We start from the raw sequence: 26,491 nt of genomic DNA on the forward strand, positions 1-26,491 counted from the left end.
CGATGCCGCGTTCTCTCCTGCCTGCCCTTATCGCGGCCGTCATGATGACGATGCTCGCCGGATGCGCGTCCGGGCCCTTCCCGGCCGTCCAGTCGGCCCTCGACTCCTTCAATCAGACCCTCCGATCACTTCCGGGCGTCGAGGCGTCGAGCCTTGACCGGCCGCCCGTCGACGGAGCCGTGAAGATCGACCTCATCGTCACGCTGACCGACGACGTGACGGACGACGAGCTCGCCGATATCGGTGACTTCGCGTCGACGTTCCCGACCGTCCAGCTCGGCCAGGGGCAGTATCCGGGCGCAGTCGAGCTGCGCCTCGCGGGCTCGGCCTACTCGTACTTCGACCTGCCGACCCCAGAAGCACTCCACGCGCAGCTCGCATACTGGCGCCAGCTCGTAGCGGTGGGGTTCGAGTCGATCTCGACTCGCACCTACTCAGCGCCCGTGACGGCCGGGATGTTCGAGGCCACCGACAACACCGCGGGTGACCCTTCCGCCGACCGGGCCTCGCAGCAGGGTGAGTTTGCTCAGGACGAGGCGCCTCTCACGAACTCGCCGATGGTCTCCGCGCCGGAAGCGACCCCGACGGCCTCGGGCGCGCCCGCGCTCACCTCGGCGGCTCGCGGTCGTCTTGTCGTCGTCGAGCTCTCGAGCGACGAGCACGACGACGACGCGCGCACCGCGCAGCTGCTCGACGCCGCCCGGTCGCTCGACGATCCCGGTGCCGCGACGGGGGAGTGGGACCTCATGGGCCTCGCCCCGTTCACGACGGGCCAGTTCGTTCAGTCGGCGTTGCCCACCGCTGATCAGATCGCCTTCGTTCGGGAGACGAGAGCCGTGTTCGACGAGTCGGACCAGCTCGCGAGCGTGCACGTGAGAGTGGACGATTCCTCGGCGGGCAGCACCCAGGTGAACGTCACCGCTTTCGACGACACCATGGAGGGCGTCAAGTCCGCCGACGCGGCGAAGACGTTCCGCGAGACCGCCGAGTGGCCTGAGCTCATGCAGCTGGTCCCCGAGTTGCAGCAGACCAACCGCGACTTCAGTGTCAACTTCGTGGGCAACAACCTCACCGGGTTCGGCGTCTTCGAGCTCAAGTTCGGGGTGCGGGACTGCGGCTTCTGGTCGGGCTCGCAATGGCCTGACCTCTCACGCGACCTCGAGATGGCCTGGGCCGCCAGTCTGCAGGGCGCGAATGCCCCGACCGCCGCGGCGCAGGTCTGCGCGGCGCGGCGCTGACCAGCTTCACGCACCCGTCCTGGGATTAACCGGGCTGTCCGAGTTGCGCATAGCTGCCGCAGGGGAAAATCCCGGCAAATGCTCAAATGTCCGGATCTCGTCAAACTCGCTTTCTCGGGCTAGAGTCATGACCACCCATTTGGTAGGTGAATACTCATGAAGTTTGGGCTGGGGTGAACGGGATGCACGCAACGAGGCGTGAGCTGCTGATCAGGGAGCGGCTCCTCCGCGCGCTTGACGACGACACAGCTCGCATCACACTCCTGCAGGCGCCGAGCGGGTACGGCAAGACCACGCTGCTGCGCATGTGGGTCGATGCGGGCCGCGCTACCGGGCGTCTGCTCTGGGTCACCTTCGGCGCATCCACGACGACACGCAACAGCGTCTGGGAGCAGATCGCGCGCGCCGCGCTCCGAGAGGGGTTCGTCACCAGCCTCCAGTTGGACGACCTCCTCACGCTCATCAACTCCGACGACTTCGAGAAGCGAGACCTCATCGCCGCGATGCGCGGCGAGGGGGCGTTCACGATCATCCTGGACGGCTATGAGCGCCTCGGCGACCTCGCACGCGTCATCGACGAGGACCTGCTGCGCGGCACCGAGCACGTACCCGGCATGCGCGCCATCGTCGCCGCTCGGGGGCGCACCGCACTCGACCAACAACGCCTGCAGCTCCAAGGGCGGGTTCGGGTGATCACGAACATCGACCTCGAGTTCACCGAGGAAGAGGTCGCCGAGTTCTTCTCCCTCGTCGTCGGCACCAGTCACCACGCCACCCCGCGAGACGTGTACGAGGCCACTGGCGGTTACGCGATCGCGGTTCGCGCCGCGGTCCTCGAGCTCTCACGGACCGGGCCGCGTGCGGCCCACTGGCGAGAGAATGCACTCAACTCCACGAACCTCTCCGGTCAGCTGCCGAACGCCGAGCTCGCAAATTTCGCTCGCATCACCAGCGTCGTCCCGTACTTCGACTCGTCCCTCGCCCGGATGCTCGTCCCTGGCACGGACCCGGAGGCGGCCATCAGCGTGCTCGAAGCCGACGGGTTCGGGAGGCATATCGCGTTCACGCGCACGAGTCGTGCGTTCCAGTACGTGACCGCGCTACGCGAGGCGCTCCACGAGGAGCTGCGCACCGAATCGCCGGCCGAATACAAGCGGGCGGCCTCCATCGCCTCCGCTTGGCTGGGAGGGAACGGTGACCCGGAAGGGGCGCTCGACCTCACCCTCGAGGTGGGGGACTACGAGCTCGCCTCGCGCATCTGCGCGCGCCTCCTGCTCTCGGTCGTCGAGGCGTACACGACCGACCGCTACGAGTCGCGCCTGCGGCACCTCCCGCAGGAGGTCCTCGTCGCATACCCGATCCTCGCGTTCGTGCTCGGCCTCGCGCGTCTCGCCAACCCTGTCCTGCGCAGCGGGGCGAAGCCTTTGCTGCAGATCGCAGCCGGGATGCGCATCCCGAACGGCCTGTCTCCGGAACGGCGGTCCGAGTACCTCTGCTTCAAGGTCTTCGCGTCGCGGACGCTCGGCCGGTACCAGGAGTCAGCGGAGCTCGCGCGGCAAGTGCTCGACCTCGTTGCCGCGCAGGGGGCAGCAGGCTCGTCGACGACGCTCTCTCCGGTCTTCACGCGGGGTGCTGCGCTCTCCCTCTTCCTCGTCGGAGATGTCAAAGGGGCGCACGCGGCCGTCGCGAGCACGTTCGTCGTTCCGCAGTCGCAGAGCTCACGCAACCTGTCGTTCTCGGACGCGGCCGGCTATAAGGCCATCGACGGTGACATGCCCGCGGCGCGGGCGATGCTCGCGCAGATCGATGACGGGGCCTGGGCTGCCACCAGCGAGCGAGGGCATCTCGGCACGTTCGGGCACGTCGCGCGCGCGTACGGATACCTCGAGGACCGCGAGTGGGCACTGGCTCGGGCCACTCTCGAAGACATCGAGCGCCACACCGTCACCTCCGACCTGTGGCCGCACCTGCAGGAGCCCATCATGCTCGCGCGGCTTGCGCAGGGCGAGGCACTCGCTGAAGCGAGACGCGTCGAGGAGATGCTCGACGGTCCACTCGCCACCCCGGGGAGTGCCGAGAGCCTCGGGATCTTCAGGGTGAAGGCGTTCCTGGTGGTGCTGTGGCTTGCAGCCGGGCGCCCCGCGAGGGCTCGCAAGCTGCTCGACGGGTACGCGGCGGACGACTTCCGCACCCTCCCCGCGAGGGCGCTGCTCGCCCTCGTCGATGGAGACGCCGACCAATCGATGCGGCTCGTGTCGCGATCGCTCGACTTCGTGAAGACTCCGAGGATGCGCATGTCGGTGCACGCGCTCGGCGCCGCCGCGTCGCTTCGTGCGGGGGATCGGGAAGTCGCCCTCAGCATGGTCGGCCTCGCCTCCAGCCTCGGGCGCGAGTACGGACTGGTCTCGCCGTTGTTGCTCTTGCCGGACAGCGACCGCGAGGCGCTCGCGACGCTGAGCCGCGAGTCGGGTGGCGCGGACGATGTGGCGATGTTCGACGCCCTCGACGTCGCGACCACCTTCCCGGAAGTGAGTGCGATGCCGCAGTTCACAGAGCGTGAGCGAGTCGTGGTTCACGCGTTGGCCCGGCACGCGTCGCCGGCCCGAATTGCGGAGGAGCTGTTCGTCTCGCCCAACACCGTGAAGACGCAATTGCGCTCGGCCTACAAGAAGCTCGGCGTGCATTCCCGGCCGGAGGCCCTCCGTCGTGCGGAGTCGCTCGGGCTCCTCCGCGACCGAAGTGACGACTAACCCGTCTCGATCTTCGCGTGCAAGCCACCTCGGGGTGAACCCCGGGGTGGTTTTCTCGTTGCTGACAAGGTCAATGGTCAGTCGTTTATTTGTATCTACAAATTAGGGTGAAGTCCGGGGTGACTTCGCGCCTGAGGGGGCCGTGCTCGGGGTGCTATTGATCCGCCTGGCACGTCCGATGGGACCTGTCAGCGCAGGACGCGCCACTCCGGCGCGGATGCACTTACCCCGATGCGCCGAAGAGGTTCCCCCTTGTCTGAAACCCCCAGCTCCCAAGCCGTTCCCGCCGCATCCAACGCTGCTGGCACATCCACCCGCCGCTCCGTGCTGCGCACTGCGGCCTGGACGACTCCGATCATCGCCACAGCAGTCGCGGCCCCCGCCTATGCGGCATCCCCGGTCAAGACCCCGGGCATCAACGGCTGGATCGAGTTCACGTACCCGGGCAGCGGCGGCCGGGCGAGCGTCACAGTGGACGCACGAGGCACCTACCCGGTCCGAGGCCTCTGGATCAATGATGCGATCGCCACGACGACCATCACGAACATCTACATCGTCTTCCACTTCCGGCCCGGAGCCGGCACACTCGGCTTCACGAAGACCGGCGCAGACGCCGGGTCCTGGTCCAACCTCGTCCTCGTCGGCACCATCACCATCAACGGCCAGGCCTACAACAGCTACCGGTCGAACTACTCGGGTGTGCTGCCCGCCCCGAATGCAGAATCGCGCGTCCTGCTCAAGAACGCCGTCTTCTTCCAATCGCAGGAGGTCGATGGCGGCAGTCGCGTCCCGTACATCGACCGCTTCGTGACCATCAACGGTGCTATCCAGTCGTTCCGTCGCCTCATCGGCGGAGATGGGGCGATCCTCGCGACGACTCCCTACACACCGAGCGGTGGAAATCTCCGCATGGCCCAGGTCCCCGCGGAGGACACCCCAGAGGAACTCGCGCAGCCCGTCGCGACTGGTCCCCAGGTCGCCTAGCGGCTCCTCGACCTGGGCGTGCGCGCATCCGTGTCCCGCGCACGCCCAGGGCGAACAGGGGAGGGTTTCGGGGGTGGTCGCCGTTACTCTCGGTGTACACGGCCCCCGACCCTGTAGCCAGGTGTCGAGGTCAGGGAGTCGAAGGAGAAACGGATGTTCGAGAGATTTACCGACCGCGCCCGGCGCGTGATCGTCCTCGCCCAAGAAGAGGCGAAGATGCTCAACCACAACTACATCGGGACCGAGCACATCCTCCTCGGCCTCATCCACGAGGGTGAAGGGGTCGCCGCCAAGGCGCTCGAATCCCTCGACATCTCGCTGCCTGCCGTTCGCGAGCAGGTCCAGGAGATCATCGGCCAGGGGCAGCAGCGTCCGACGGGGCACATCCCGTTCACGCCGCGCGCCAAGAAGGTGCTCGAGCTCTCGCTCCGCGAAGCCCTGCAGCTCGGCCACAACTACATCGGCACCGAGCACATCCTGCTCGGCCTGATCCGCGAGGGCGAGGGTGTCGCAGCCCAGGTGCTCGTGAAGCTCGGCGCCGACCTCAACCGCGTGCGCCAGCAGGTCATCCAGCTGCTGAGCGGCTTCCAGGGCAAAGAGCAGGTTGTTGCCGGCGCAGACCAGCCGCAGCAGGCAGCCCAGGGCTCCGCCGTGCTCGACCAGTTCGGCCGCAACCTCACGCAGGCCGCTCGCGAAGGCAAGCTCGACCCCGTCATCGGGCGCGAGAAGCAGATCGAGCGCGTCATGCAGATCCTGTCGCGCCGCTCGAAGAACAACCCCGTCCTCATCGGCGAGCCCGGCGTCGGCAAGACCGCCGTCGTCGAAGGCCTCGCCCAGGCGATCGTCACCGGCCAGGTGCCCGAGACGCTCAAGGACAAGCAGCTCTACTCGCTCGACCTCGGCTCGCTCATCGCCGGCTCCCGCTACCGCGGTGACTTCGAAGAGCGCCTCAAGAAGGTCACCAAGGAGATCCGCACGCGCGGCGACATCATCGTCTTCATCGACGAGATCCACACCCTCGTGGGTGCGGGCGCCGCCGAGGGCGCGATCGACGCCGCGAGCATCCTGAAGCCGCTCCTCGCACGAGGTGAGCTCCAGACCATCGGTGCGACCACGATCGACGAGTACAAGAAACACTTCGAGAAGGATGCGGCGCTCGAGCGACGCTTCCAGCCCATCCAGGTGGAAGAGCCGTCGATCGCGCACACGATCAACATCCTCAAGGGCCTCCGCGACAAGTACGAGGCGTTCCACAAGGTGTCCATCACCGACGACGCCATCGTCGCAGCCGCCACCCTCGCTGACCGCTACGTCTCCGACCGGTTCCTGCCGGACAAGGCGATCGACCTGCTCGACGAGGCCGGCGCACGCCTGCGCCTCTCGGTGCTGTCGTCGCCGCCTGAGCTGCGCGAACTCGACGAGAAGATCGCGATCGTCCGCGCCGACAAGGAGCAGGCGATCGAGCTGCAGGACTTCGAAGGCGCCGCGTCCCTGCGCGACGACGAGAAGAACCTGCTCGGCGAGCGCCTCCGCCTCGAGAAGCAGTGGAAGTCGGGCGACGTCAAGTCGACCGGCACCGTCGACGAGGGCCTGATCGCCGAGGTCCTCTCGCAGGCCACCGGCATCCCCGTCTTCAAGCTCACCGAGGAAGAGACCGCGCGCCTCGTCTTCATGGAAGATGCCCTGCACCAGCGGGTCATCGGCCAGAACGAAGCCATCGCCGCTCTGTCCAAGACCATCCGCCGCACGCGCGCCGGACTCAAGGACCCGAACCGCCCATCCGGCTCGTTCATCTTCGCCGGCCCCACGGGCGTCGGAAAGACGGAGCTCGCCAAGGCGCTCGCGGAGTTCCTCTTCGACGACGAGTCGGCGCTCATCTCGCTCGACATGTCGGAGTTCGGCGAGAAGCACACCGTCTCCCGGCTCTTCGGTGCCCCTCCAGGGTTCGTCGGCTTCGAAGAGGGAGGCCAGCTCACCGAGAAGGTGCGCCGCAAGCCGTTCTCCGTGGTCCTGTTCGACGAGATCGAGAAGGCTCACCCGGACATCTTCAACTCGCTCCTCCAGGTGCTCGAAGAGGGGCGTCTCACCGACGGCCAGGGTCGCGTAGTGGACTTCAAGAACACGGTCATCATCATGACGACCAACCTCGGCACGAAGGGCATCTCCGGCGGTCCCGTCGGCTTCCAGCTCGAAGGCGACGCGTCGGTGTCGTACGAGAACATGAAGTCGAAGGTCAACGAAGAGCTCAAGAAGCACTTCAAGCCGGAGTTCCTGAACCGCGTCGACGACACGATCGTCTTCCCGCAGCTCTCCACCAACGAGCTGCTGCAGATCGTGGACCTCTTCATCGGTCGCCTCAGCGAGCGCATGCTCGACCGCGACATGACCGTCGAGATCACCGAGCTCGCCAAGCGCAAGCTCATCAAGGTCGGCTTCGACCCGACGCTCGGCGCCCGCCCGCTGCGTCGTGCCGTGCAGCACGAAGTGGAAGACCTCCTCTCCGAGAAGATCCTCCGCGGCGAGCTCAAGGCCGGCGACCACGTCGAGGTCGACTACCCGGACGGCGAGTTCGTGTTCAACGTCTCGAAGCGCCTCGTCCCCGAGACGGTCGCAGCCGGCGGAGTCACCTCCCAGGCTGAGGGCATCATCGCCGACGCAGGCGAGGGCGACGCGCCGACCGCGTAACCCGCACCCGTACGCGAGCCGAAGCCCCCGCATCCACTGGATGCGGGGGCTTCGTCGTGCCTGCGTTCCTCTGTTCCTGCCTGCTCGGCGAGCTGCCCGAAGGGGTGTTGTCCGCGGCTCGGAGCGACCTTCCGTGGCAGCTCGCGGTGCCCCCATCGTGGCGCGTGACCGCTGGCTAACGTGTGGCCTTCCGGAAGCCGTCCCAGATGTCCCAGACGCTGGTGGTGACGACCCCGAAGGCGACGAGGACCGAGACGATCGTCGTCACGGTCGCCGCGCTGTCTGCGCTCGGGATGACCGTGGCGAAGAAGTCCGGGTTCAAGAGCAGGCCGCGACCGAGCGCCGTGAGCAGCAGCGACATGAACAGGACAGCGAGCACCGCGTTCGCCCAGGCGAGAGGCAGCGTGACGCGTCCCGTCCGGTACAGGGCCACGCTGTAGACGGCCTCGAAGACGAACAACACGAGCAACCCCAGCGCCCACCACGGCCAGAGGTCCTGACCGAAGAACGACAACCCTGGCTGCGTCGGCACGAATCCGACGAAGTGGTCCCACGCGATCGCACCAGTCCCGAGCACGAGGAACACCAGCGACGCCACGAGTTCGGACGCTCCGGCCCCCGTCTGGCGGATCTCTGGCAGGTCATCGACGCTCCACTTGCCGTCGCCCGTGGGGGTGTCCGTGCGATCGAGGATGAAGAACACGAGCGTCGTCCAGAAGGTGACGTGCATGATCACGCTGAGGATGATCACCACGACCTCCGCGATGATCTCCCCGACGCTGCTGCCGAGCAGCGTCTGCGCGATCGCGACCCCCAGCGCCGCGCACGCGGGGATGATCCACAGCAGGACCTTCAGCAGGCGCCACCACATGAGGTAGTAGCGCGGTCCGATCAGATACAGCTTCCGGTCGGTGTAGCTCGCTGCCAGCAGCTCCGGGTCACCGAGTTTCGTGAGGACGGCGATCTCGGCGGCGCTGGCGGTTTCGCCGGCTTCGGTGCGTCCATCCACGAGGTCCTGGATGGACGCTCGCAGCTCCGCTTCGAGGTCGGCGCGCTGGTCGTCGGGGACGGTGCGCATCGAGGCGCTGACGTAGCGCTCGGTCAGGGTGTCGTTGATGGCGGTCATGTCAGGCCCCTTCTGGGAGATGCTCGATCGCCTCGGCGAGGGAGCGGAATTCTGCGGTCATCGCGGTCGCGAGCGCTGTACCTGCCGGGCTCGCGCGGTAGAACTTGCGAGGGCGGGCCTCGTCGGTGTTCCACTCGCTCGTGAGGTGTCCCTGCTTCTCGAGTCTGCGAAGAAGCGGGTAGAGGGTGTTCGCGTCGGTGTCGAAGCCACGGGATTGCAGCGCTTCGAGGAGGCCGTAGCCGTAGCCGGGTTCGGCGAGGAGGCGGAGGCAGGCGAGCACGACGGTGCCCCTGCGGAGCTCCTGCAGGTGGATGTCGTGGGTCTCGTCATCGCTCATAAATCACACTATAGTGTGTGACGCACACTGTCGTCAATGGCACGGTGTTGTGAGTTGCGGCACCCGAAGTTCATGAGGTGCAGTGTGCCACGGCCGGTGGCATCGCGGGCTTACGCTGGAGGGCGTGCCTGCATCCCCCTCTTCCTCGCCGAACGGCAAGCCGAAGAAGGAGGCGACGCTCACGCAGGTGACCCTGCTGGCGCTCCTGCCATCGTTCGTCTTCGCGATCGGCGAGGGCGCGATCATCCCCATCATCCCGACCGTCGCCGTCTCGCTCGGCACGGGGATCGAGTTCGCCGGCTTCATCGCGGGTTCGCTCATGATCGGTCAGATGATCGGCGACCTGCCTGCCGGTGCCGTCGTTCAGCGGCTGGGGGAGAAGCGCGCGATGCTCGCCGCGCTCGGAGTGAGCCTCATCGGCATCCTGCTGTGCGCGTTTGCCGTAGCGCCCTGGATGCTGCTTGTCGGGGTCGTGATCATCGGCATCTCGGCCGCCAACTTCAACCTCGCACGTCACGCGTTCCTCACGACCTACGTGCCGCTGCGCTACCGGGCGCGCGTGCTGTCGACGCTCGGCGGGGTCTTCCGGGCAGGGTTCTTCGTCGGCCCGTTCATCATCGCCGGCATCCTCGTGCTGTTCGATGCGCCCCAGTACGGGTTCTGGGTGTTCATCGTCTGCGGGGCCATCGCCGCCCTCATCCTGATCTTCGCGCCCGACCCCGAGACGGTCGCGCGGCCCGCGCACTCCGCGAAGGCGGTGGCGGACGCTGGCGTCGGGGACGTCGGAGTGCTGCCACCGAAGCGGCTGGGCGTCTTCGCCACCATCCGGGTGAACGCCGGCGTGCTCGTTCGCCTCGGGATCGGGGCCGGCATCATGGCCGCGCTCAGGGCCGCCCGCAACGTGATGCTGCCGCTCTGGGCGCTTTCGATCGGGATGGATACCGCAGCGGCCGTGCTGGTCATCGGTGCGAGCGCGGGTGTGGATTTCGCCCTCTTCTTCGTGTCGGGCTGGGTCATGGATCGATTCGGCCGTGTCTGGGGTGCGGTCCCGGCGCTGCTCGGCTTGGGCTCGGGCTTCCTCGCGCTGGCGTTCACCCACGACCTCGCCGGTGATGCCTCTCAGCTGTGGTTCACGGTGCTCGCGATCTGGCTCGGCTTCGCGAACGGCATCGGCTCTGGCATCCTCATGACCCTCGGCGCCGATCTCGCGCCGCGGCAGGATCCGGCCCCGTTCCTTGGCGCGTGGCGGCTGATCACTGATTCGTCGGCGGCGTCGGTCCCCGTGATCGTTGCGGCCGCGACGGCGCTGGTGTCGATCTCGTTCACGTCGGGGATGCTCGGCGTGCTCGGCTTCGTCGGCGCGGCGCTCATGGGCTGGCAGATCCCGAAGCACGTGCCGCGTCAGCGGCGCTAGTAGCAGGGCCCGCGTCAGCGGCGCCAACGGCAGGGCCCGCGTCGACGGCGCTGAGCCCGCGTCGACACCCATGCCGAAGTCTCGGGATGGAAGAGTCGCTTCGTTTGGGGAACCTTCCTGCAGCGAAGTGAGTTCTGCATCCCGAATGGGGAGGATGCGCGACGCGCTGACCTACCGCGGCAGGCGGTCGAGGTAGTCGAGCAGCACGCCTTCGCGCATGGCCCATGGGGACACGTCGAGCTGGCTGATGTCGAAGACGTGCATGACCTCGGACAGGACGACGCCGCCTGCGACGATCTGCAGCGCGCGGTCGGTCGTGATTCCGGGCAGTGCGGGCCTCGCCTCCGAGTGCAGCTTCGCGAGCCGCGGCACCCAGTCGTCGAGCTGCCACTTCTGCAGGGTCGTGCGCTGCCCGGCTCCGATGCCGTCGATGGACGAGCCGGCGAGGCGGGCGAGGGAGCGGATGGTCTTCGACGAGCCGACGAACTGGTCTGGGCGGGCGCCTTCGAACGTCTCCGCTGCTTCTTTGATGAGCTTGCGCGCGTATTTGCGCAGCTCATCCACCTGGTCTTCGGTGGGCGGGTCGTTGTGGAGGAAGTTGACGGTGCTGCGTCCCGCGCCGAGCGGCACGGAGATGGCGTGTTCGGAGAGCTCGTCGTCGCCGACGGCCAGTTCGAGGGAGCCGCCGCCGATGTCGACGAGCATGATCCGACCGGCTGCCCAGCCGAACCAGCGGCGGACGGCGAGGAACGTCGTCCTGGCCTCCTCTTCGCCGGTCATGACCTGCAGGTCGATGCCGGTCTCCTTGTGGATGCGCTTCAGCAGTTCGGGCCCGTTCTTGGATTCGCGGATGGCGCTGGTCGCGAGCGGCATGAAGTGGTCGAGCTTGCTCTTCTTGACGGCGTCGGCGGCCCGGTGCATGGCGTCCATGATCTTGGCGACGCCTTCGTCGGAGATCGAGCGGTCTGGTTGCAGGTACCGCATGAGGCGCAGGATGCTCTTCTGCGACGTCTCGGGCACGGGCTTCGCGCCGGGGTGGGCGTCGACCACGATGAGGTGGACGGTGTTGGATCCGACGTCGAGAACTCCAAGGCGCATGCCCTGGATGTTACCCGTGCTGTCGCGCCCGGCTTCCCGGCCAGGTGCTCGCGCGTAGGCTTGACGGATGCAGGAGATCACCATCAGGCGGGCCACCACGCACGACATCGTGGGTATCAGCGAGCTGATCCAGCCGCTCGTCGACCGCAATGTGCTGCTGCGGAAGGAGCTCGTCACGCTCTACGAGGCGGTGCAGGAGTTCCGGGTCGCTGTGGATGAGCGGGGCCGCTTGGTGGGGTGCGGGGCTCTGCACGTGCTGTGGCGCGACCTGGGTGAGGTGCGCACCATCGCGACCGCTGACTCCGTGCGCGGCACCGGCGTCGGGCATGTGATCCTGGATCGCCTGATGGCGGACGCGCGCCACCTGGGCCTCGAGCGCCTCTTCTGCCTGACCTTCGAGACGAGCTTCTTCGAACGGCACGGCTTCGTGGTGGTGGGTGAGCAGATCGTCGACGCGGAGACGTACGAGATGATGCGGCGGTCCCCGGATGAGGGTGTCGCCGAGTTCCTCGACCTCGCTCACGTCAAGCCGAACACGTTGGGCAATACGCGCATGCTGAAGGTGCTCTGAGCGCGTCACCGACCTCCTCAGCCGGCCGCTTCGCCACGGCTGCCGGTGCGCCTCACGGGAGTCGCAGGACCGGGTCCGTACCCTTGGCGAGTGAGTTCGACCCGCAGACCAAGCAAGGCCGTCTACCGCCGTCGGCGGCTGGCGCTCCTCATCCTCTGCGTGCTGGTGATCGGCCTGCTGATCTGGGGCGTCTCGAGTCTCGTCGGGGCCGGAGGAGACGAGCAGGGCGGCGCATCCGCATCCGTTTCCCCGTCCGCTGCCGCGAGCGAATCGGCGTCGGCCGAGACGGGTGAGTCACCCGCCGCCACACCGCCCCCCACGCCCACACCGACGGGACCGGCCGAGTGCGCGGCACCGGAGCTGGTCGTGTCTGCGGTGCTCGACGCCACCAGCTACGCGCCGGACGTCCAGCCGCAGCTCTCGCTCTCGATCGCCAACACCGGCGCGGAGCCGTGCGTCATGAACGTCGGCACTGCCGTGCAGGTGTACACCATCTCGAGCGGCGCCGACGTCATCTGGGTCTCGTCGCACTGCCAGACCGACCCGGCTGACGAGATCGTCACGATCGGCGCGGGCCAGTCGATCACGGCACCTCCCATCAGCTGGGTGCGCGAGCGCTCGTCGCTCGATACATGCGGCACCGATCGGGCGGATGCGGTCGCTGGGGGCGCCTACTACCAGCTTGTCGTGAGCGTCAACGGCATCGCCTCGCAGCCCGCGACCTTCGTCCTGGACTGACCCGAGACCTGGCGACGGGGTTTCGCGATAATCCCCTGAACGTTAACCTTGAAGACAGTGTGAGCTGAGACCATCGGCTCGTTCCGCACGATTCTTTCCCTCCGTCGATCGCCAGGAGACTCATGACGACGCCCACTCGCAAGCGTGCAACAGCTGCCGCCGCCGTTCTCGGCACGGCAGCTCTTGTTTCCGCATTCGCGGCCCCAGCGGGGGCCGCCGTGCTCTCCCCAAGCTTCATCGAGCCCACCGCGGGCGCGAAGCAGATCAACCTCGTCGGCTTCAACGACTTCCACGGCCGCTTCCTCGACGCCGACCTCTTCGCCGCCACAGTGCTGCAGGCGCAGCAGGGCTTCGGCGAGGAGAACAGCCTCGTCATCTCGAACGGCGACGCCGTCGGCGCGAGCCTCTTCGAGTCCTCCATCCAGCAGGACCAGCCCACCATCGACGTGCTCAACACGATGGGCGTGGATGCCTGGACGCAGGGCAACCACGAGTTCGACAAGGGCATCGACGACGCGACGGGTCGCCTCGCTTCGGCGACCGACGGCCCCGACCTGGCGGCGAACGTCACGCTCGCAGACGGCTCGCACCCGTTCGATACGCACGCCATCTTCGAGGTCAACGGCCTCAAGGTCGCCGTCATCGGCGCCGTCACCGAGGAGACCTCGGCCCTCGTCTCGCCAGCTGGGATCGCCGGCGTGACCTTCGGCGACCCCGTCGAAGCGGTCAACGAGGTCGCTGCCGAGCTGACCGCGAGTAACGCCGCCGACATCATCGTCGCCTCGTACCACGAGGGTGCTCCGCTCGACGACGCGCCGATCGCTGACAACGAGCAGTCGGACACCTTCCGTCACATCGTCGAGGACACGGCTCCTGAGGTCGACGCGATCTTCAACGCGCACACGCACCGCGAGTACGCCTACGACGCGCCGAACGGCGCATCCACCCGTCCCGTCATCCAGGCCGGCCAGTACGCGGAGAACATCGCGCAGGTCGTGCTCACGGTCGACGCGTCCGGCAACGTGACGAAGTCTGACAGCTCGGTCGTCCCGAGCTTCGACACGTTCGACGCAGAGGAAGAGGGCGCCACCAACCCGGCGCCCGCGAGCATCGCCTCCGACCCGCGCCTCGCGGAGATCCGCACGATCCGCGACGCCGCAGTCGCCGAGGCTGACGTGCTCGGTGCCGAGGTCATCGGCACGCAGACCGGCGACCTGTCGCGCGGCAAGGACTACGAGCCCGGCTCGCTGACGGTCGCTGAAGATGGCACCACCTCTGGCGGCGTCGTCACGACCGGTGACAACCGCGCCGAGGAGTCGTCGCTCGGCGGCATCATCTCGCAGTCGATGCTTGAGACGGTGGCAGCCACTGGACGCGACGTCGACGCGGCCATCATGAACCCGGGTGGCCTGCGCGCTGACCTGCTCGACAACGACGGCCAGATCACCTACAAGGAGGCCGCGACGGTCATCCCGTTCGCGAACAACCTCTCGGTCGTCTCCCTCAAGGGCGTCGACGTGAAGAACGTGCTCGAGGAGCAGTGGCAGCTGACCGCGAGCGGCGAAGTGCCCTCGCGCCCCTACCTGCAGCTCGGCCTGAGCGAGAACTTCACGTACATCTTCGACAGCTCGCGTCCCCGCATGGACCGCATCGTGGGCCTCTCCATCAACGACGAGCCCGTCCAGCCGGACGAGACCTACAACCTCGTCATGCCAACGTTCCTCGCGGCAGGCCGTGACAACTTCCACTCGCTGGCGAACAACGTCGGCGTGCAGGACACGGGCCTCATCGACCTCGACGCGTTCGTGACCTGGATCCGCGGCGAGACCTCGGCTTCCCCGGAGGGCGTCACGCCGGACACGAAGCGCAACGGCTTCGAGATCGTCGGCCTGCCCGAGAACAACACGTTCGTCGCCGGGGAGACCTACACGCTCTCCGTCGGCAAGTTCAACCTGACCTCGCTGGGGTTCACGCAGAACCTGTCGATCGTCGGCTGGATCGGTCAGATGGAGCTCGGCGCGCAGACGGTTGACCTCGCGACGCCGAACCAGGTCGAGTTCACCTTCACGGTTCCGGAGAACGGCATCTCGGAGACCTCGGAGTCGCGTCTCGCGTTCCTCGCCAGCCAGTCGGGTGCCAGCGTGTCCCTGCCGGTCATCGTCCCCCCGCTGGTCGAGCCGACCGCGACGCCGGAGCCCACGGCCACGGCAGCGCCCACCGCCACGGCTGAGCCGACCGCCACGGCTGTGCCGACCGCGACTGCAACGGCAGCGCCGGTTCCGACCGCGACGACGCCTGCGGCAGACGGTGGCGATCTCGCCACGACCGGCTCCGACGAGACCGCGATGTTCGCCGCGATCGCCGGCGCGCTTGCGCTCCTCGTCGCCGGTGGAGCCGCGATGCTGCTTCGTCGCCGCGCAGGCAGCGACGCGTAGTCCTCGGACACAGCACTGAGTCGGCCTTCGGCTGACTCGCGAAAGGCCCGGAGCAACTGCTCCGGGCCTTTCGCGTGCCTGCTCCAGGAGGGCCCAGCCGTTCCCTCGCACGCTGGCAGCCGCGCAGGATCGCGAGTGGGCGCCGCGGGGCGGCCTCGGTCAGTTGCCGAGCGCGGCGGTGAGGGCGCGGTCGATGCTCCCGATCGAAGGGTCGACGACGTGTGCGAGGCCCATGCGCTTGGCCTCAGCCGCGCGCAGGTTCGCCGATGCGACGCGGCGGATCTCGCCGGCGAGGCTGACCTCGCCGAAGACGACGGTGCCGTCGCGGACCGGACGGTTGCGGATGGAGGAGGCGATGGCGATGGCGATGGCGAGGTCGGCCGCCGGTTCCTGGAGCTTCACCCCGCCGACGGTGGAGACGTAGACGTCGTATTCGGAGAGCTTGTGCTTGGTGCGCCGCTCGAGCACGGCGAGCAGCATCGCGACGCGGCTCGTGTCGACGCCGTTCGTGACCCGGCGTGGGTTGGGGGCGTTGGTCTTCTGCACGAGCGCCTGGATCTCGACCGGGAGCGCGCGCCGGCCCTCGAGCGCGACGGTGACGCACGTGCCGCTGACCGGCTCCGGGCGCTCGCTGAGGAACAGGCCGGACGGGTCTGGCACCTCGGTCATACCCTCGCCGGTCATCTCGAAGCAGCCGACCTCGTCGGTCGGGCCGAAGCGGTTCTTGATCGTGCGCACGAACCGCAGCGCCGTGTGGCGGTCGCCCTCGATGTGGGCGACGACGTCGACGAGGTGCTCGAGGAGGCGCGGGCCGGCGATGGTGCCGTCCTTCGTGACGTGGCCGACGATGATGACGGGCACGCCCCTGGTCTTGGCGACGCGGATGAGGGCGGACGCGACTTCGCGCACCTGGCTCGGCTGCCCCGCGAGCGAGTCGACGGTGTCGCTCGCGACGGTCTGCACGGAGTCGACGATGATGAGGCCGGGGTCGAGGCGCTCGATCTGTCCGAGCACGGTCGACAGGTCGGTCTCGCTCGCGAGGTACAGGGTGTCGTGCAGGGCGTTGGTGCGCTGCGCGCGCATCCGCACCTGGTTCACCGACTCCTCGGCGGACGCGTACAGCACGGTGGTGCCCTTCGCCGCGACCCGGGAGGCGAGCTCGAGGAGGATCGTCGACTTGCCGACGCCGGGCTCGCCGCTCAGCAGGATGGCGGCACCGGGGACGAGGCCACCGCCCAGGACTCGGTCGAACTCGCCGATCCCCGTCGGGCGGTGCGCGACGTTGTCGACGGGTGACTCGGTGATGGGGCGTGCTGCACGCGACTCGCTGATCGTGGCGGCCTGGATGCGCCCGGCCGTCTGCGATTCGAAGCGGTCGACGAGCGTGCCCCAGGCCTGGCACTCCGGGCACTGCCCGAACCACTTCAGCGACGCGGCACCGCATTCGGTGCACTTGAACGCTGGCTGCTGCTTGGTCTTGGGAGGCATGCGTCAAGGCTAGGTGCGACCACCGACAACCGAGCCCAGCACGCGCTCACGGCGAAGAGTCCTTATCCTGGGGAGGCTCACCGCCGTACGCGCCCCTTGCGTGCACCCCCACGTCGCGGGGAGCCACGTCTGGAGGATCGATGACGATGCGAACGCGCGCCCGCACGATGACCGCCCTGCTCGCGCTGGCGGCGATGACGGGACTCGCAGGATGCGCCCCCGGCCCGATCATCGAGGATGGGCCTGGCGAGGCGGGCACCCTGGAGGTGCAGAAGGTCAACCCGGCCGACTTCGCCGGCCAGAGCCTGAGCTACGTCTACTTCACCGACGGCCCGGACGAGGCCGCGACGCGCGAGCTCATCGCCTCCTTCGAGGAGGAGTACGACGTGACCGTGAACCTCGAGGTGCTGCCGTACTCCGACCTCGTCACGAGTGTCCAGGCCAGGCTCTCGGGCGGCAACGCACCGGACGTCGTGCGGCTCACGGGCCTCACCGACTTCCGGGCCGACCTGCTCGACCTGCGCACCTACCTCGGCGAGGACTACGCCGAGGAGTTCGTCGACGGCCCCGTGAAGGGCGTGCTCGGGGAGTACGGGGAGATGCTCGCCGTGCCGTCGGATCTGACGCTCAACGGGCCGTTCATCAACGTCGACCTCTTCAACGAGGCCGGTGTGCCGCTGCCCGACTCCGAGGACCCCTGGACGTGGGACGAGATGATCGACGCGGCCACGAAGGTGCAGGAGGCGACCGACACGGAGTACGCCTTCGCGATCGACAAGTCCGGGCACCGCGTCAGCACGGTCCTCAGCCAGTACGGCACCGCGCTCGTCGGCGACGACGGCGCTGTCCTCGATGAGGCGAAGGCGGTGGAGGCGCTCCAGCCGCTCGTCGACATGATGGCGGATGGGCGCATGCCGCGCGACTTCTGGCTCGGCTCCGGCAGCCGCTACGAGGGCGCGAACGACATCTTCCTGGCGCAGCAGACGCCCGTGTACCTGTCCGGGAACTGGCAGGTGGGGCAGTTCGCCGACAACGCCGACTTCACGTGGGCCGCGGCGCCGAATCCGTGCGCCGACGAGTGCGGCGGCTTCCCCGGCGGGAAGTACATGGGCGCGCTCGCGGAGGGCCCGAACCCCGCGCTCGGCGCGTTCTTCGTGCAGTACATGAACACGACCAAGGCGCAGCAGAAGTTCATCGTCGCCGGAGGCTTCCTGCCCACGCGCGTCGACCTCACCGAGCGCGGCGTGCACTACCCGGTGCGCCAGGAGGACATGGACGTGTTCTTCGCCGACCTCGCCCGCACCCCGGACCTCGGGTACGAGGCGAACAGCCAGCCGTCGTACACGGGTGCCTCGCTCGAGCTGGTCGACGAGCTCGCGCTTGTCGTCGCAGGGGAGAAGGACACGACCACGGCGATCTCCGACTTGAAGGCGAAGTCCGAGCAGCTCGTCAAGGAGCTGCAGCCGTGACCGCCGACCTCCGCACCACGACCGACGCACAGCGCGTCGTCCAGCCACCCGGTCCGGATGGGCCCGGGAAGCGGAAGCCCGGGTCGAAGAAGCCGTGGCAGTTGCGCCTCGCGCCGTACCTCTTCCTCCTCCCCAACATGGCGATCTTCGGCGTCTTCACGATCTGGCCGGCGATCAACGGGTTCAACAACTCCCTGTACTCCTCGTCGAACGGACGCACGTTCCGGCGGGAGGGGCTCGGCAATTACACGCGCATCCTCACCGACCCGGAGTTCTGGGGCGTGGTGGCGCAGACGGCGGTCTACGCGGTCGCGTACGTCGCCCTCTCCGTGGTCCTGGGCATCCTGCTCGCCGTGCTCGTCGAACAGCAGCTCCGCGGGCGCGCGTTCTTCCGGGCCGTGTTCTTCATCCCGGTGCTCGTGTCTCCGGTCGTGGCGGGCCTCGTCTGGAACTGGATGCTCGAACGCGAAGGCGGGCTCGTGAACACGGGGCTCGGGATGCTCGGCATCCCAGCCGTGCCGTGGCTCGTCGAGGCGCCGTGGGCGATGGTCGCCATCATCGGTGTCGGCGTCTGGCTGCAGGCCGGCTTCTACATGCTCATCCTCATGGCCGGGCTGCAGAGCATCGACCCCACCCTGAACGAGGCGGCCTCCATCGACGGGGCGTCGCGGTGGCAGCAGTTCTGGGGCATCACCCTGCCCCTGCTGCAGCCCAGCGTCCTCGTCGTGGTGGTGCTCGCCACCATCCACGGCTTCCAAGCCTTCGACTACATCTTCACACTCACGGGCGGCGGCCCGATCGGGGCGACCACCCTCATCGTGCAGTACATCTACGAGAACGCCTTCGTGTCGCCCATCCGGTACGGACTCGCCGCCGCAGGCAGCGTGCTGCTGTTCCTCGTCGTGTTCTCGATCACGCTCGTCAACTACTTCATCGGCCGAAAGCGAGACGCGGTATGACCACGGACACGGCCCTCCTGAACTCGGTCGACACCCAGAAGCCGGGCAAGCCGACGTGGACCACGACGAGCTCGAAGCGCGTCACCTCCACGGACGCGCTGCGCGTCGTGATCCTCATCACGTTCGCGCTCCTCGCCCTCATCCCCATCGTGTGGCTCCTGCTCGGGTCGTTCAAGACGCAGCCGGAACTGGCCGCGGGCGCGAGCACCCCGTTCCCGTCGTCGTGGGCCTTCACGAACTACACGGAGGCGCTCACCCGCTTCAGCTTCGGCAGCTACCTGCTGAACAGCGTCGTCGTCACGATCGCCGCGACGGTGCTGACGCTCGCCGTGAACTCCATGGCCGCGTACGGCCTCGCGAAGTACAACTTCCGCGGCAAGACGTTCCTGTTCATCGTGACCCTCGCGACGATCATGATCCCGCTGCAGGTCATCCTCATCCCCGTCTACCAGGTCGTCGCATCCCTCGGCCTCGTGAACTCGCTGTCGGGCCTCATCATCCCGGCGGCCGCGACCCCGACCGGCGTGTTCATCCTGCGCCAGTACATGCTCTCGATCCCGGACGAGCTCATCGAGGCCGCCCGCATCGACGGCGCGGGCGAGTTCCGCATCTTCGCGTCCATCGTGCTCCCCATCTGCCGGCCCGCGCTCGCGGTGGTCGCGATCCTGTCCGTCATGTGGCGGTGGAACGACTTCCTGTGGCCGCTGATCGTCGCGCAGAGCGAGTCGGTGTACACGCTGCCCGTGGCGCTCGCCCGGTTCAACGCCGAGGAGACGGTGCCGTTCAACCTGATCCTCGCGATGAGCGTCGTCAGCATCCTGCCCATCGTGGTGCTGTTCCTCTTCTTCCAGCGACAGGTGACGACGGGCATCGCCAACACGGGTCTGAAGTAGCGCGCGCGGCGCGGTTCCGGCAGGATCGAGGCGTGTCAGCGCGTCGCGTGGTGTACGCCGTGAACCCGTCGGCGGGGCGAGGTGCACCCGCCGAGCTCGGCCGCAGGCTGACCGGGGGAGTGGACGGCGGTCCGCTGCCCGACCTCGAGGTGGTGCTGGTGACCTCCGGCTCCATGCCGGAGCTCCGGAGCCGAGTCGTCGCCGAGCTCGCGCATTCGGGCGGCGTGGATGCGCTGGTCGTGATGGGCGGCGACGGCATGGTCTCTCTGGGGGCGGGTCTCGTCGCGGGCACGGGAGTGCCGCTCGGGATCGTGCCAGCAGGTACCGGCAACGACTTCGCGCGCGGCGCCGGGATCCCGCGTGGGGCGCAGGCCGTCGGGATCGAGCGGATGCTGACAGCCCTGCGCACCGGTGACGCCGGCGTTCGCGAGGTCGACGTGGTGCGCCTTGCCCTCGACGGTGTCGAGCACGTCGCCCTCAACTCGGTGAACATCGGCTTTGACGCCGTTGTGAACCGTCGAGCGAACGAACTCCGGCGCCTGCCCGGCACCGCCCGCTATGTCGCCGCGCTGCTGGATTCGGTGCGGAGCTTCTCGCCCCTTGAATTCGGCGTCTCGGTCGACGGTGGTCCCACGCGCGCCGTCGCTGCCGAACTGCTCACGATCTTAAACGGGTCCTCGATCGGCGGCGGCATCAGGGTCGCGCCGCACGCGGTCATCGACGACGGCGCCCTCGACCTCTTCGTCGTCGGACGGCTCTCGAAGCTCGGCTTGCTGACCCTGTTTCCCCTTGCGATGGTGGGCCTGCACACGCGGCTGCCCGCCGTCTCCTTTGAGCGGATGCGGCGCATCCGCGTGCAGGCGCCGGCCGGCGTTCTCGTGTACGCCGACGGGGAGGAGCTGCGCGGGCCGGGTCGGGACGCGTGCACGCTCGACGTGCGGGTGGACCCGGGGGCGGTGCGGCTCGTCGAACCACGGGCGCCCGCCTGACGCGCCGTCGTCGACCGCCGATTTGCGTTCGACCCCATGGGTTGTACTAAGATTCCCCACGGTGACGTGTCCGAGCGGCCGAAGGTGCAACACTCGAAATGTTGTGTAGGGGCGACTCTACCGTGGGTTCAAATCCCACCGTCACCGCCATCTGAAAGGCCCCGACTTCCCTGTGTTTGCAGGGGAGTCGGGGCCTTTCTGCTGCCGTCAGCGCGACCGCTGTGCATCGTGCTCATTGGAAGGCTGCGATGCAGGGGTGACCCGCCCGCGGATGAAGACGGTCGCCACGAGGCCGAAGAGGATCACCGCGATGTTGCCGAACCCGGCGAACGTCGTCAGCGGCCCGGTACCAGGATGCGCGGTGAGCAGGAAGACGCTCGGGTCGGTGGTCGCGTGCAGGAGGATCGGCCAGATCAGGTTACCCGTGACGCGGAGCGCGAGGTACATGCAGATGCCGAACGCGAACGTGTAGAGCACCTGGATTGCAGTCGCGAACACGCTCTGACCGGTGAGCACGTTCGAGGAGTGCATCGCCGCGAAGAGCGCCGCTGACACGGTCGCCGTCGCGATCTCCGAATGGCCCGCCTTGCGCATGAGGTTCACGACGTACCGCGGGTGAGTACCTCCTCGGCGAAGCCGATGCACAACCCCGCGACCAGCCAGGCCGCGACCAGGTCGAGTCCGGCCGAGTCGTAGTCGAGCGCCGCGAACCGGAGCGCGTTGAAGACCAGCACCACCGCGACGGCGATCCACATCCACCCCCTGCCCCGGATGGGCTGCGGCGCGAACAGCTCGCGCAGCCAGCCAAGCGAGAGCGCGAAGGCCACGAGGAGGAGGCCACCCAGGGCGATCGGAAGTGCGAAGCCGACGATGATCGCGCCTGCCGAGCTGGGCTCAAGGCCGTCCTAGAAGGGCAGGAACAGCAATCCGCCCAGCTGGTAGAGCACGTAGTAGGCCACGACGAGCACGACGGCCTTCCACCACCCGCTCCGCTCCCAGAACGCCTTCCAGCTGGGTTTCGGGGCAGTCTGGGCGAGGTCGTCGGTTCGGCCGCTCATCGGCGCACTCCAAGGGGGTCGGGGGAGGGCCGCCTCGGGGGATCGCTCGGCCTGAGCGCAGAGCCTACTGAGCACGGAGGGTACGTAGGAGAGCGAACCTCACCACCCGTGCGTGTTCATCCATTCGCGTCGCTGGTCTGCTTCCTCCCGGCTGGGGTCTCCGCGCCAGGAGTCGTGCTCGGCGAGCTCGCCACCCTCAAGAGTCACGAAGGCGAAGCAGACCGGGCAGATCGCCCTGCCGTGCGGGAAGCCGTTGGCGAGCGGCGGCGCGGGAGCGGCCTGGGTTCCGCTTCCCGGGCAGTGCGGCGCATCGGCGTTCACGTCGCTCCACAGGATGCTCGAGCCGGTTCGATTGTGCAGGCCCGCGTGCCCGGCCCGTCTCGTGCAGATCTCGCCGTCGCGGCGGCTGAGGCACAGCATCCGAGCCGCGCCGGGCAGCTGCGCGATCGGGCGGTTGCTCATCGCTCTCCGATGAGGTTGAGCTGCGTGCCGTCGATGTCGACGAGATAGCCGACCCTGCCACCCCACCTTTCCCGGGCGACCGGATGCAGGCGGGGGAACCCGACACGCGTCTCTGGCACGCCCGTCGCCAGGATGGCCGCGTACAGCGCGTCGAAGTCTCGGGACGGGAGATTGGGCACCGCACGGTCACGCATCCGGCCAGCCTACGGCCGCGAATCGAGGGTCTCCACCGGACCGGCGGGCTCTCGCGCACCCCGGGTATGCTCTGTCTGCTGCGTTCCGCGCGGCGACAGAACACCTAGGAGAACACCGTGCCCGTTGGCCTGCTCGCCGTCGTCGACGACATCCTCACCGCCGCGCTCAAGGCCTCAGCCAAATCGGCGGGCGTCGTCATCGACGACGCCGCCGTCACCCCGCAGTACGTGCAGGGCATCACGCCCGCCCGCGAGCTGCCGGTCGTGTGGAACATCGCCAAGGGCAGTCTCTTCAACAAGTTCGTGATCATCATCCCCATCGCGCTCCTGTTGACGGCGTTCGCGCCGTGGGTGCTGCCGTTCCTGCTCATCATCGGCGGCGTGTACCTGTGCTTTGAAGGCGCGGAGAAGGTCACCGAGTGGTTCGGGCACCACCATGCGCTCGACGAGGACCATCCGCGCGACGAGAAGAAGCTCATCTCGGGCGCGGTGCGCACCGACCTCATCCTGTCCACCGAGATCATGCTCATCTCGCTGTCGAACCTCGACCCCGACCTCGGGTTCTGGATGCGTCTCGCCGCGCTCGTCGTCATCGCCCTCGCCATGACCGCCCTCGTGTACGGCGCCGTCGCGCTCCTCGTCAAGATCGACGACATCGGACTGCACATGGCGACGCGCAGCGACCGCCGCACGCGCCACCTCGGCGTCCGCATCGTCCGCTCCATGCCTGCCGTGTTCCGCTTCATCAGCATCGTCGGCACCGTCGCCATGCTGTGGGTCGGCGGTCACCTCGTCATCATCAATGTCGGCGAGGTCGGCTTCCACGCGCCGGCGGATCTGCTGCACGAGATCGAGCACGCGCTCATGAACACCGGCCCCGTCGTCGTGTGGCTCGTCGACACGCTCATCTCCGCGATCGTCGGACTCATCGTCGGCCTCGTGGTCGTCGGCGTCGTGCTCCTCGTCGGGCGCATCCTGCCGAAGAAGCCCAAGGCCGTGACCGCAGCCGGCACCCCGACGAACGCTGGCGACGCGCGCAACCCAAGCGCCCACTAGCCTCCTCGAGCCAGCAGCGTTCGCGTTCGGCGCGAGCGCGAGCGCTAGCGCTCGCGGCGCAAGAGGCCGATGAGCTCGTTGTACGTGACCGTGAACCAGAAGCGCAGGATGCACCAGACGAGCGCGACGGAGATGGCGATCGTGATGACGGCGCGCAACGTCGCATCCATCGGCACCAGCCACAGGCCGAAGCCGATGACCGCGACAGCTGACCCGCACACCATCGCGGGCGCGTAGGAGCGGAGCACGTCCAGGGCGCGGAGACGCATGATGCGAATCGCGACGGCCTGCTTCACGACGACGAAGACCGCCACCACGATGAGCTGCCCGACGGCGACACCCATGATGCCGCCGTAGTGCGCGCCGGCGATGAGCACTGCCACGAACACGAGGAGCTGCGCCGCGGAGAGCCGCATCGCGAGACCGGGCCGCCCGATGGCCTTGTACACCTCGTTGATGCCGGAACCCAGCGAGCGGACCGCCGCGTACAGCGACAGCACGATGAGCGGCTCGATGACCGAGAGCCACCCGTCGCCGAAGAGCAGCGGCACGAGCGCCGGGGCCACGGTCGCCAGTCCGATACCGGCCGTGACGCCGAAGATCGTCTGCACGCGCAGCCCGAGCAGGTAGCTGCGCTGCAGCAGCGCCGGGTCGCGCTGCGCCCTCGCGTACAGCGGGTACAGGACCGCCGTCAGGATGTAGAGCGTGTTCACGATGCCGAACTCGGGCAGCCGGAAGGCCAGCTGGTACGTGCCAAGCGCGGCAGTCCCGAGGAACGCCGCCACGATCAAGTAGTCGACCTCGAAGTTGAAGCGCGAGATGATCTGGCTGCCGGCTGCGGGAAGTCCGAAGTCGGTCACCTCACGAAGATCGGCCTTCCCCCACCGCCAGAAGCGCCACGGCGTCGAATCTCGCAACGCGACCCAGCACGAGATCGCATACGCGAAGGACGCGGCGATCGAGCCGAGGATGAGCGACCAGACCCCGGCGCCGCCGAGCGCCAACCCCATCGTCACCGCCCCCGTCACGACGGCACGCACGACCGACGCGGTCGTGATCGCGCTGAAGCGCATGTCCCTGCGAAGCAGCGACTCGGGTACCGCGCACAGCGACGCACCGATGACGACAAGACTGGACGCCTGCAGGAGCGGCGTGAGGTCTGGTTGCCTGAACCACAGCGCGAAGAGCGGCGCGAGAGCAACCAGGAGCACGGCCAGCAGCGCGCCGAAGGCGAGCGTGATGGCGAGCGACGCCCGCACGATCGAGGGGCGCCTCGTCAGCACGACGAGCGCCTGCGCGATGCCCCCATCCGCGACGGTCTCGGCGTACGCCATGATGACCAGCGCGAGCGTCACGAGCCCGTACTGATCCGGGGTCAGCGACCTGGCCAGGATGGCGGTCGTCGCGAGCAGCACCAGACGGCTGACCGCAACGGCCCCCGACTGCATCGCAGCACCGCGGGCCGCGCTGCGAGCCAGCTGGTGCGGATTGAGCGCAGACCCAGCTGAGTCCTCGCTCATGCCTGCGCGGCGGCGGGCTCGAACACCCGATGGGCGTTCGAGCTCGTACGCCTCGCCAGACGACCGCGAACGTAGCCGACGCCCGTGATCCCGAGCCCAGCGACGATCGCGGCCGCCCCCTGGAAGCGGCCAGCGCGGAGTTCGCGCAGCACCCCGCGTCCCAGCACGTGCACCACGTAGTCCTTCTCCGTCGAGAGGGCGGCAGTTGCTCCCTGCAGGCGCGCGATCGACGCCTTGGAGAGTCCCTCCGCGTAGCACCGTCGCAGAAAGTACCCCCAGGTGCCGCGTGCCGCCGCCACTTCATGGCTGACGGCCGAGCTCGGCTCGAAGATCACCGTGGCCTGCGGGTTCGCAGCGGTGATCCGGATGCACAGCTCCGTTTCCTCGCCGCCGAGCGGGATGCGCCCCACCCGGCCGAGCTCCTCGCCGAAGCCGCCAGCCGTGACGATCGCCGCGCGACGCAGCGACATGTTGCAGCCCATGAGATTGCGCACCTCGCTGGCGCTCGTGGGCTGGCCCAGGTACGTGCATCCGACGACCCAGTCGAACTCACCGGGACCCGCGGTCGGATCGACGGCGGAGCCGGGCGTCGGGTACATCGGAGGCCGCGCCGCAGGCCAGGCTGGTCGCGCGGAGCCGCCGACGGCAACGACGCTGTCGTCGACGTACCGCGCGATCAGCAGCTCGAGCCAATCCGCATCGGCGACCGCGTCGTCGTCGAGGAAGGCGACGATCTCACCCCGCGCCGCGTCGACTCCCGTGTTGCGAGCTCCGGACAGCCCCCGGCGCCTGTTGTTCTCGACGACGGTCGCGGCGTCACCGAAGTGCCGCTTCGCCCGCTCGAAGAGCGCACTGTTGTGGTCGATGACCAGGATCAGCTCGTCAGGAGCGAGCGAGCCGCCCACCGCCGACTCCGCCCCGCGCACGATCGTGGACCAGCGGTCCTCCGTGTACGCGCAGATCACCACGGATACTGTCGGCATTGGCTCCCCCCGGAGTTCTCCCCTTGGACAGGCTTGCAGCTTGA

Annotated in this window: 24 protein-coding genes and 1 tRNA gene; 14 read left to right on the forward strand and 11 right to left on the reverse strand. The window is 68.2% G+C overall.

Annotated features, from left to right (window positions below; translation table 11 throughout):
• The first annotated feature begins 2 nt into the window (after window positions 1-2).
• From ABVF28_RS14440 to ABVF28_RS14455, 4 genes are all read left to right on the forward strand, one after another.
• Window positions 3-1,238, forward strand: coding sequence for a hypothetical protein (locus tag ABVF28_RS14440; protein ID WP_371031016.1), 1,236 nt, complete (start codon window positions 3-5; stop codon window positions 1,236-1,238).
• Between the two features lie 182 nt (window positions 1,239-1,420).
• Window positions 1,421-3,988, forward strand: a complete 2,568-nt coding sequence (locus ABVF28_RS14445) for a LuxR C-terminal-related transcriptional regulator (protein WP_371031017.1) — start codon at window positions 1,421-1,423, stop codon at window positions 3,986-3,988.
• A 252-nt stretch (window positions 3,989-4,240) separates the two neighbouring features.
• Window positions 4,241-4,972 (forward strand): hypothetical protein, encoded by a 732-nt coding sequence (locus ABVF28_RS14450; protein ID WP_371031018.1) that lies wholly within the window; start codon window positions 4,241-4,243, stop codon window positions 4,970-4,972.
• Between the two features lie 153 nt (window positions 4,973-5,125).
• Window positions 5,126-7,657: an ATP-dependent Clp protease ATP-binding subunit gene (locus ABVF28_RS14455; protein WP_104311019.1), complete on the forward strand. Its 2,532-nt coding sequence runs from the start codon at window positions 5,126-5,128 to the stop codon at window positions 7,655-7,657.
• A 175-nt stretch (window positions 7,658-7,832) separates the two neighbouring features.
• Here ABVF28_RS14455 and ABVF28_RS14460 read toward each other — a convergent pair whose 3' ends face one another.
• On the reverse strand, window positions 7,833-8,783 hold the full coding sequence (locus tag ABVF28_RS14460; RefSeq protein ID WP_371031019.1) for a permease prefix domain 1-containing protein: 951 nt from the start codon (window positions 8,781-8,783) through the stop codon (window positions 7,833-7,835).
• Between the two features lies 1 nt (window position 8,784).
• Complete coding sequence (locus ABVF28_RS14465; RefSeq protein ID WP_104311021.1) at window positions 8,785-9,120, reverse strand: PadR family transcriptional regulator; 336 nt, start codon at window positions 9,118-9,120, stop codon at window positions 8,785-8,787.
• A gap of 124 nt (window positions 9,121-9,244) precedes the next feature.
• Between ABVF28_RS14465 and ABVF28_RS14470 the strand changes: the two genes are divergently transcribed.
• The gene (locus tag ABVF28_RS14470; protein WP_371031020.1) at window positions 9,245-10,534 is read left to right on the forward strand and encodes an MFS transporter; all 1,290 of its coding nucleotides are present in this window, start codon (window positions 9,245-9,247) and stop codon (window positions 10,532-10,534) included.
• A 171-nt stretch (window positions 10,535-10,705) separates the two neighbouring features.
• On the opposite strand, the gene ABVF28_RS14475 is transcribed toward ABVF28_RS14470, so the two are convergent.
• Window positions 10,706-11,632 carry a Ppx/GppA phosphatase family protein gene (locus tag ABVF28_RS14475; protein ID WP_371031021.1) on the reverse strand — a complete coding sequence of 309 codons (927 nt, stop codon included), beginning with the start codon at window positions 11,630-11,632 and terminating at the stop codon, window positions 10,706-10,708.
• A 67-nt stretch (window positions 11,633-11,699) separates the two neighbouring features.
• Here ABVF28_RS14475 and ABVF28_RS14480 point away from each other — a divergent pair, with 67 nt between their 5' ends.
• From ABVF28_RS14480 to ABVF28_RS14490, 3 genes are all read left to right on the forward strand, one after another.
• Complete coding sequence (locus ABVF28_RS14480; protein WP_104311024.1) at window positions 11,700-12,203, forward strand: amino-acid N-acetyltransferase; 504 nt, start codon at window positions 11,700-11,702, stop codon at window positions 12,201-12,203.
• 90 nt (window positions 12,204-12,293) lie between these two features.
• Window positions 12,294-12,941 (forward strand): hypothetical protein, encoded by a 648-nt coding sequence (locus tag ABVF28_RS14485; RefSeq protein WP_371031022.1) that lies wholly within the window; start codon window positions 12,294-12,296, stop codon window positions 12,939-12,941.
• A 122-nt stretch (window positions 12,942-13,063) separates the two neighbouring features.
• Complete coding sequence (locus ABVF28_RS14490; RefSeq protein WP_371031023.1) at window positions 13,064-15,376, forward strand: bifunctional UDP-sugar hydrolase/5'-nucleotidase; 2,313 nt, start codon at window positions 13,064-13,066, stop codon at window positions 15,374-15,376.
• A gap of 159 nt (window positions 15,377-15,535) precedes the next feature.
• On the opposite strand, the gene radA is transcribed toward ABVF28_RS14490, so the two are convergent.
• Window positions 15,536-16,864: a DNA repair protein RadA gene (gene radA / locus ABVF28_RS14495; RefSeq protein WP_371031024.1), complete on the reverse strand. Its 1,329-nt coding sequence runs from the start codon at window positions 16,862-16,864 to the stop codon at window positions 15,536-15,538.
• A gap of 140 nt (window positions 16,865-17,004) precedes the next feature.
• Here radA and ABVF28_RS14500 point away from each other — a divergent pair, with 140 nt between their 5' ends.
• From ABVF28_RS14500 to ABVF28_RS14520, 5 genes are all read left to right on the forward strand, one after another.
• Complete coding sequence (locus ABVF28_RS14500; protein WP_371031025.1) at window positions 17,005-18,333, forward strand: ABC transporter substrate-binding protein; 1,329 nt, start codon at window positions 17,005-17,007, stop codon at window positions 18,331-18,333.
• Complete coding sequence (locus ABVF28_RS14505; RefSeq protein WP_371031026.1) at window positions 18,330-19,292, forward strand: carbohydrate ABC transporter permease; 963 nt, start codon at window positions 18,330-18,332, stop codon at window positions 19,290-19,292. The genes ABVF28_RS14500 and ABVF28_RS14505 overlap by 4 nt, the downstream gene beginning before the upstream one ends.
• Window positions 19,289-20,185 carry a carbohydrate ABC transporter permease gene (locus ABVF28_RS14510; protein WP_371031027.1) on the forward strand — a complete coding sequence of 299 codons (897 nt, stop codon included), beginning with the start codon at window positions 19,289-19,291 and terminating at the stop codon, window positions 20,183-20,185. Before ABVF28_RS14505 ends, ABVF28_RS14510 begins: the two co-directional genes overlap by 4 nt.
• 32 nt (window positions 20,186-20,217) lie before the next feature.
• On the forward strand, window positions 20,218-21,174 hold the full coding sequence (locus ABVF28_RS14515) for a diacylglycerol kinase family protein (protein ID WP_371031028.1): 957 nt from the start codon (window positions 20,218-20,220) through the stop codon (window positions 21,172-21,174).
• Between the two features lie 60 nt (window positions 21,175-21,234).
• Window positions 21,235-21,324: transfer RNA gene (locus tag ABVF28_RS14520), tRNA-Ser, on the forward strand.
• Between the two features lie 57 nt (window positions 21,325-21,381).
• Here ABVF28_RS14520 and ABVF28_RS14525 read toward each other — a convergent pair.
• The 5 genes from ABVF28_RS14525 to ABVF28_RS14545 form a co-directional block, all read right to left on the reverse strand.
• Window positions 21,382-21,768, reverse strand: coding sequence for a type II CAAX prenyl endopeptidase Rce1 family protein (locus ABVF28_RS14525; protein WP_371031053.1), 387 nt, complete (start codon window positions 21,766-21,768; stop codon window positions 21,382-21,384).
• Between the two features lie 5 nt (window positions 21,769-21,773).
• On the reverse strand, window positions 21,774-22,001 hold the full coding sequence (locus ABVF28_RS14530; RefSeq protein ID WP_371031029.1) for a hypothetical protein: 228 nt from the start codon (window positions 21,999-22,001) through the stop codon (window positions 21,774-21,776).
• A gap of 78 nt (window positions 22,002-22,079) precedes the next feature.
• Complete coding sequence (locus ABVF28_RS14535; protein ID WP_371031030.1) at window positions 22,080-22,232, reverse strand: hypothetical protein; 153 nt, start codon at window positions 22,230-22,232, stop codon at window positions 22,080-22,082.
• A gap of 99 nt (window positions 22,233-22,331) precedes the next feature.
• Window positions 22,332-22,694 (reverse strand): hypothetical protein, encoded by a 363-nt coding sequence (locus tag ABVF28_RS14540; RefSeq protein WP_371031031.1) that lies wholly within the window; start codon window positions 22,692-22,694, stop codon window positions 22,332-22,334.
• On the reverse strand, window positions 22,691-22,888 hold the full coding sequence (locus ABVF28_RS14545; protein WP_371031032.1) for a hypothetical protein: 198 nt from the start codon (window positions 22,886-22,888) through the stop codon (window positions 22,691-22,693). Before ABVF28_RS14545 ends, ABVF28_RS14540 begins: the two co-directional genes overlap by 4 nt.
• A gap of 117 nt (window positions 22,889-23,005) precedes the next feature.
• Between ABVF28_RS14545 and ABVF28_RS14550 the strand changes: the two genes are divergently transcribed.
• Window positions 23,006-23,944: a DUF808 domain-containing protein gene (locus ABVF28_RS14550; protein WP_179556179.1), complete on the forward strand. Its 939-nt coding sequence runs from the start codon at window positions 23,006-23,008 to the stop codon at window positions 23,942-23,944.
• 44 nt (window positions 23,945-23,988) lie between these two features.
• On the opposite strand, the gene ABVF28_RS14555 is transcribed toward ABVF28_RS14550, so the two are convergent.
• Both ABVF28_RS14555 and ABVF28_RS14560 read right to left on the reverse strand, forming a co-directional pair.
• The gene (locus tag ABVF28_RS14555) at window positions 23,989-25,464 is read right to left on the reverse strand and encodes a lipopolysaccharide biosynthesis protein (protein WP_371031033.1); all 1,476 of its coding nucleotides are present in this window, start codon (window positions 25,462-25,464) and stop codon (window positions 23,989-23,991) included.
• Window positions 25,461-26,447 carry a glycosyltransferase family 2 protein gene (locus ABVF28_RS14560; RefSeq protein ID WP_371031034.1) on the reverse strand — a complete coding sequence of 329 codons (987 nt, stop codon included), beginning with the start codon at window positions 26,445-26,447 and terminating at the stop codon, window positions 25,461-25,463. The genes ABVF28_RS14555 and ABVF28_RS14560 overlap by 4 nt, the downstream gene beginning before the upstream one ends.
• Between the last annotated feature and the right edge of the window lie 44 nt (window positions 26,448-26,491).

Source organism: Pseudoclavibacter sp. JSM 162008, assembly GCF_041366455.1.
Taxonomy (GTDB): Bacteria; Actinomycetota; Actinomycetes; order Actinomycetales; family Microbacteriaceae; genus Pseudoclavibacter.